The organism is Lachnoclostridium sp. (assembly GCF_031997925.1).
Lineage (GTDB): Bacteria > Bacillota > Clostridia > Lachnospirales > Lachnospiraceae > Lachnoclostridium.
In genome coordinates, this window is sequence record NZ_DAMADT010000020.1 from 45,359 (window position 1) to 52,317 (window position 6,959).

Consider the following 6,959-nt stretch of genomic DNA (forward strand, 5'->3'; position numbering starts at 1 on the left):
GTTAAACGATGAATTTTCAATTTAAGACAATACGATCAAAGATTTTAGTGTCATTTCTTATATTGATAATTCCAATGATTATTATAGCGACTAGGATATCTATGACTTATACAGAAAACTCTGTTGTTATGAATTCAATGGAATATACAACAGAGCTCATTAATCAAATGAATTCGGATGTTGATTCTTATATTGGTTATATGGAAAATATCTCACAATTGGTATTGATGGATTCGGACGTACATACTTTTTTAAATAGTGATTATGAGGAACTAGATAGCAGGCAGTTGGCGAGAGAGCGTGTAATGAATCAATTTGGAACAATTCTAGACATAAGAAGTGATATTACAAATCTCGCAATCATTGGGACCAATGGCAGATACATACTTAATCAAGGGGTGGATGAGGTTAATCCTTACCTCGATGTAAAACAAAAAGAATGGTACAAAAAAGCAATTGAAGGAAATGGAAAGATTTATATTTCTTCCTCTCATGTACAAAATATTGTGAATGGAAAATATCAATGGGTTGTTAGTTTAAGTAGAGCAATCAAAGACAAAAAAAGTGGTGATGTGATTGGGGCTTTATTGGTTGACTTAAATTACAATGTTATTAATAATCTTTGTAAAAAAATAAATTTAGGCTATAAAGGTTATATCTTTTTGCTTGATGAAGAAGGAAATATTATTTATCATCCCAAACAACAACTGATCTATAATGGATTGATCAATGAGAAGACTTTAGAAGTAAAGGAATGTAAGGAGAGTTATTTCCTAACGGAAGGAACAGATAAAAAACTTTATGTGATTTCTAGGTCGGAAAAAACCGGATGGACAGCAGTTGGTGTTGCCAATGTATCGGAATTATTCTTGCAAAGAACACAGACACAGAAACTTTATTTCATTAGTACGGTGGTTATTCTTCTTATCGCTATGTTACTATCCATACTGATATCAAGGGCGATAACCAAACCTATAAAGAAATTAAGAAATTCGATGAAGGAAGTGGAAAAGGGAAATTTCCACGAAAAAGTAGAAACCTATGGTAGTGATGAAATCGCAAACTTAGGTAAATCGTATAACATTATGATTCAGACCGTTGAAGAACTGATGGAAGCGAGGGTAAAAGATCAAGAGCAGAAAAGAAAGAGTGAACTTCGCGCTTTGCAGGCACAGATTAATCCTCATTTCTTATATAATACCTTGGATTCCATTGTCTGGATGGCGGAGGAAGGTAAGAATCAAGAAGTAGTAACGATGACAGCATCTTTAGCAAAACTATTTCGTCAAAGTATCAGCAATGAAGCAGAAGAAGTAACGCTAAGGCAGGAAGTTGACTATGTAAGGAATTATCTTGTCATTCAAAAAATGCGTTACAAAGAACAACTAAATTATGACATTCAAGTTCCAGAATCTATTCTAAACTATTATGTGATTAAATTAATCTTACAACCGTTAGTAGAAAATGCTTTATACCATGGTGTGAAGTATAAGGAAGGTAGAGGAACAATCTTGGTTGATGGATATGAAACGGAAAGTACGGTTGTTCTTCAGGTAATTGACGATGGAATTGGGATGGATGAAGACGAAGTTTCTCATCTATTTGAAAAAAGAAAGTCTACACATAAAACCAATCGTGTGGCAGTACGGAATATACACAATCGTATACAACTCCACTATGGGAAAGAGTTTGGATTAAGTTTTGAGAGTAAAAAAGGCTACGGGACAAAAGTAATGATTACTCTTCCAAAAAGAATGGGTCAATAAAGGAAAACTCAGGATTGGAGGTTAAAGTGAAACAAAAGAAGGTATTTTTGATCAGTGTAATTATGTTATTCGTGTTAAGTCTTGCGTTCTTTAGTTACATAAGGTCTTTAGAAAAACCAAAACAATACTATATGATTTGCATCCCAAAAGTTTTAGATGATTCTAGCGATTTTTGGAGTGTCTTAGTAGAAGGGGCGGAGATGGCAGCCTCGGAATATGAGATAACATTAGAGTTTATGGCTCCTGAAAAAGAAGAGGATTATTTGGTACAGAATGAACTTATTGAAGAGGCGATTAAGAGAAGGCCCGATGTGATTTTATTGGCAGCCGCAGATTATGAAAAAACATATGATGCTGCAAAAGAAATAAAGGATGCAGGTATTAAGCTAGTCATAATAGATTCTGGAATGAAACAAGATATTGCAGATATTACCGTCGCTACGGATAATATACAAGCGGGAATAAGAATAGGTGCGGTTACCAAAAATTTGGTTCGAAAGAGTGGGAAAATAGGTGTCATTAGTTTTGTAAAAAATTCGAAGACAGCGATGGACCGCGAAGAAGGACTTAAAATCGGACTGAGTGATGATAGCAATAAAATTGAAGCTATTTACTATTGTGATTCTAATTATGACAAAGCGTATGAAGGTACTGTAGAGCTACTAACGAAGTATCCAGACATTAGTGTTATTGTTGGACTCAATCAATATTCAGCAACAGGAGCAGCAAGAGCAATAAAAGATATGTCATTGGAATCAAAAGTTAAGTTAGTGTGTATTGATAGTTCAATGGAACAAATTCAATATTTAGAAGAAGGTATTTTTGAAGCAATGGTAGTACAGAAGCCATTTAACATAGGATATCTAGGGATTGAAAAAGCGATGAAGCTTCTAAATAATGAATATGTCCCAAAGCAATTAGATTCTGGTTGTGCTCTAATCACAAAAGATAACATGTTTGTTGGAATGAACCGAAAGTTAATATTTCCATTTAATGAAGAATAATTGATCCCTAGTGAAAGGGTTAAAAGACTACTTTAAAAGTAGTTTTTTAACCTTTTTTCATAGATTTATCTATTAAAATACACAAATAAATGCTCTATACTATAGAAAAGTTAGCAAATATGAACAACTAAGGAGAGGGTGAGGACTTTGGATAACGTTATTATTACCATGAAGGGTATTAATAAAGCCTTTTCAGGAGTACCAGCTTTAAATGATGCGAGGTTAGAAGTCTGTACCGGAGAAGTACATGCACTTATGGGTGAAAATGGTGCTGGAAAATCGACATTGATGAAGATTCTAACTGGAATTTATAGCAAAGACTCAGGGGCGATTCTTTATGACGGGAAAGAAATCGAATTTAAAAATCCACGGGAAGCAAAAGATGCAGGTATTACAATTGTTCACCAGGAGTTGAACATGATGAATCATTTAACCGTCGCACAAAATCTTTTCATAGGCAGAGAAGATATGAAAGGTTATTTTATCAACGACAATAAAATGAATGAGAAAGCACTTGCATTGTTTGATAAATTGAATATTTCAATTAATCCTAAAGAAATTATGGGTAACCTTACAGTTGGAAAACAGCAAATGGTTGAAATAGCAAAAGCAATATCAACAGACGCAAGAGTTATTATCTTTGATGAGCCAACCGCTGCTTTAACAGAAGTAGAGATCAATGAATTATTTAAAGTTATTAGAGATTTAAAGAAAAAAGGGATAGCTATAATATACATATCTCATCGTATGGATGAAATTAAGGTAATCACAGACCGCGTAACAATCATGCGTGATGGTGAATATGTCGGTACGTTAATTTCCAATGAATGTTGTAAATTTGACATTATTAATATGATGGTTGGACGTGTTATCTATGAAGATCCAAAACAGTTTAGTAATGTAAAAGAGGATGCTAAGGTCGTTCTATCAGTGAAGAATTTAAATGCAGGTAGAATGGTAAAAGACGTTAGTTTTGATTTAAAACAAGGAGAGATTCTTGGTATCTCAGGACTTATGGGAGCTGGAAGAACAGAGCTTGCAAGAGCAATCTTTGGAGCAGATAAGATAGATAGTGGTGAAATCTATGTTAGAGGTGAACAGGTAACGATAAATTCTCCAATGGATGCGGTTAAATATGGTATCGGTTACCTTTCAGAAGATCGAAAACGATTTGGAATTATAGTGGAAAAGTCAGTTGCGGATAATTCTGTTCTAGCTACCCTAGAGCACTATACGAAAGGAATTTTTCTAAAGAATAAGAAAATTAGGCAGGACTCAAAAAAATATATTAAACTACTAAATACAAAAACTCCATCGGCAGATACCTATGTTAAGAACCTTTCCGGTGGAAATCAGCAAAAGGTTGTTATTGCAAAATGGTTAATCAGAAATAGCGATATCATAATCTTTGATGAACCGACAAGAGGAATTGATGTTGGTGCAAAAAGTGAAATATACACCTTGATGAATGAGTTAATTAAAGAAGGAAAATCAATCATAATGATTTCTTCGGAATTAACTGAAATTCTTCGTATGAGTGATCGTGTTGTTGTGATGTGTGAAGGCAAGAAAACAGGAGAGCTGTCTATTGAAGAAGCAAGTCAAGAAAATATTATGCAATACGCAACGTTAAGGGAGTAATTGGAGGAAAATTAATGAATAAATTAGTAAACAAAATAAAGTCAATCGGAACTCAGAAGGTTGCAGCGCTACTTGCATTAATCGTAATTTATCTATTTTTCTGCTTGATGAGTCCAGCATTTCGTACCATGAGTACATTAGTCAGTATTTTTGACTCCTCGTATTATATTGGTTTCATGGCAATTGGTGTAACCTTTGTTATTGTAACTGGTGGAATTGATTTGTCTATAGGTACGGTATTAATTTGTTCCGCACTTACTGGTGGTGTGCTATATGAAAAGGGAGTTCCGTTATGGTTATGCCTTATTATTATCGTTTTATGCGGCACTTTCTTTGGTTTATGTAATGGAATTATGGTTGCAGTTATGAAACTTCCAGCATTTATTGCAACACTTGGAACCATGATGGTGACACGAGGATTAGGTTCTATTATAACAAAGACTAAGAGTATAACATTTCCACTTAGAACCTCTACAGATGGTTGGTATAAATCAATTTTTCGTACAGGTTCCACAGAGCATTTTCCATCTGGATTCCCAACAGGTATTATTCTATTGTTGATATGCATGATAGTGATGACTATTATTTTAACAAAAACAAAACCAGGAAGATACATATTATCATTGGGAAGTAACAAGGAAGCAACAAGACTATCTGGTGTGAACATCGTGAAATGGGAGATATTAGCCTATGTCATAAGTGGTACTTTTGCTGGAATTGCTGGTATCGCATATGCCGCAATCAACTCTACAATAATGCCTAGTACAGGGAATGGATTTGAGCTTGAAGCAATTGCAGGCGTTGTAATTGGTGGTACTTCTTTGGCAGGTGGAGTTGGTACTGTAATTGGTACAATCATCGGTGTATTTATTATGTGCGTATTAAAGACAGGACTTCCATTCATTGATTTACAACCACATTATCAGTTATTAATAACCGGTATTGTATTGATTATCGCTGTTTACTTAGATGTTAGAAATCGTAAAAGAAAATCTTGTTAAAAAAGATAAGAAAACCGTAAAAATAAATCACATTAACTTATTTCGAAGTTAAAACTTAATTTTGTATGCTTTTAGTTTACATAAAAGCTATTAAAAAAGGAGGATTTGTTTATGAAAGCAAAAAAAGTTATCGCGATTTCCTTAACAGCAGTTATGATGTTAGGTCTACTGTCTGGGTGTAAGAAGGACAATTCCAATGACAAAGCTACAAGTGGTACCGGTAAAGAAATGACGATCGAAATTGTAGCAAAAGGGTTCCAACATGACTTTTGGCAAGCGGTATTAGCAGGAAGTAAGAAAGCAGAACAAGAATTTAAAGTTAAAACAAACTTTGTAGGTCCAGAGGGTGAAGGTGCAATTGCTACGCAAGTAGAACAAATCAACAATGCAATTAATAAAAAACCTTCTGCAATTTGTCTTGCAGCTCTTGATACGAAAGCAGCTTTGGATGCACTTAGCCAGGCTCAATCACAAGGTATTCCAATCATTGGTTTTGATTCAGGTGTACCAGGTGCTCCAGAAGGCGCTGTGAAAGCAAATGCAGCTACAGATAATTATGCAGCAGGTGAATTAGCAGCTACAAAGATGTACGAAGCGATTAAAGACAAAGTAACAAATCCATCCAATGTTGTTCGTATAGGTGTAGTATCCCAAGAAGCAAACTCAGATTCCATTGTAAAACGTACTTCAGGTTTTGTTGACAAGATGAGTTCTTTAATTGGTGAAAATAATTCCTGCGTAGAAGGTCATGATAAGTATAACCGTAAATCAGATGGTGCTAAAGTTATCATTGAAGTTCGTATTCCAGCAGAAGTTACTGATAATGCAGGAAAGACCGAAGCATTAACATTATTAAACAGAGAAGACTTAGTTGCAATTTATGGATCTAATGAAGGTCTAAATAAGCTTGGTGAAGGTAAAGTTATAGCAGTTGGTTTCGACTCAGGTGCACTTCAGATTGATGCCATTAAGAATAAGGTTTTCTATGGTTCTGTTACACAAGATCCAGTATCCATTGGCTATAATGCAGTTCGCTTAGCTGTTGCAGCAGCAAAGGGTGAGAAGGTAGAAGATGTAGATACTGGTTGCCAGTGGTATAATTCAGAAAATTACAATTCAGCTGATATTGCACCTTGTTTATATCAGTAATACCCTCTTAAGATAGAAAATAATACGTAAGGGAAGGTTCAAAAAGGAACCTTCCCTTTTGTATGCTACAGATGCCTACGACATCGTTAAGCTTCTGACTTTGTTAGTGTGGCTCTTTGTCAGGTGATGAGGTACGAGGTGCATTGCCCACGCGCCAATACTTAAGCGCATCTCGAATATTAGATAAAAATTTTAGACAAAAAACCTATTTTTAGAATAAGTAATAAACTTATTAATGTGCATATATAATACCAAATTATGACATATAATTGACAAACATCTTTTAGATACTAGTTGTAAAAATAAGGGATTATATTGGAGGTAAAATGAATAAGAGAAAAATATTGATGATCATTGGAATCTTAACACTTATTATTTTTTGTAATTGTTACAATAAC

Annotated in this window: 5 protein-coding genes; all 5 read left to right on the forward strand. The window is 34.4% G+C overall.

Features of this window, described 5'->3' with window-relative positions:
* Nucleotides 1-8 precede the first annotated feature (8 nt).
* Nucleotides 9-1,766 (forward strand): sensor histidine kinase, encoded by a 1,758-nt coding sequence (locus tag RTP52_RS13215; RefSeq protein ID WP_312371931.1) that lies wholly within the window; start codon nt 9-11, stop codon nt 1,764-1,766.
* Nucleotides 1,767-1,792: 26 nt separating this feature from the next.
* Nucleotides 1,793-2,770 carry a substrate-binding domain-containing protein gene (locus RTP52_RS13220; RefSeq protein ID WP_312371932.1) on the forward strand — a complete coding sequence of 326 codons (978 nt, stop codon included), beginning with the start codon at nt 1,793-1,795 and terminating at the stop codon, nt 2,768-2,770.
* 147 nt (nt 2,771-2,917) lie between these two features.
* Nucleotides 2,918-4,411 (forward strand): sugar ABC transporter ATP-binding protein, encoded by a 1,494-nt coding sequence (locus RTP52_RS13225; RefSeq protein ID WP_312371933.1) that lies wholly within the window; start codon nt 2,918-2,920, stop codon nt 4,409-4,411.
* A 14-nt stretch (nt 4,412-4,425) separates the two neighbouring features.
* Nucleotides 4,426-5,412, forward strand: a complete 987-nt coding sequence (locus RTP52_RS13230) for an ABC transporter permease (protein WP_312103215.1) — start codon at nt 4,426-4,428, stop codon at nt 5,410-5,412.
* 111 nt (nt 5,413-5,523) lie between these two features.
* A complete protein-coding gene (locus RTP52_RS13235) occupies nt 5,524-6,561 on the forward strand; it encodes an ABC transporter substrate-binding protein (protein WP_312371935.1) in 1,038 nt (345 codons plus the stop codon).
* Nucleotides 6,562-6,959 lie beyond the last annotated feature (398 nt).

Bases quoted from the DNA above. Each gene is read 5' to 3' on its own strand.
- RTP52_RS13215 (WP_312371931.1), top strand. From the start codon at position 9: ATGAATTTTCAATTTAAGACAATACGATCAAAGATTTTAGTGTCATTT.
- RTP52_RS13230 (WP_312103215.1), top strand. From the start codon at position 4,426: ATGAATAAATTAGTAAACAAAATAAAGTCAATCGGAACTCAGAAGGTT.
- RTP52_RS13235 (WP_312371935.1), top strand. From the start codon at position 5,524: ATGAAAGCAAAAAAAGTTATCGCGATTTCCTTAACAGCAGTTATGATG.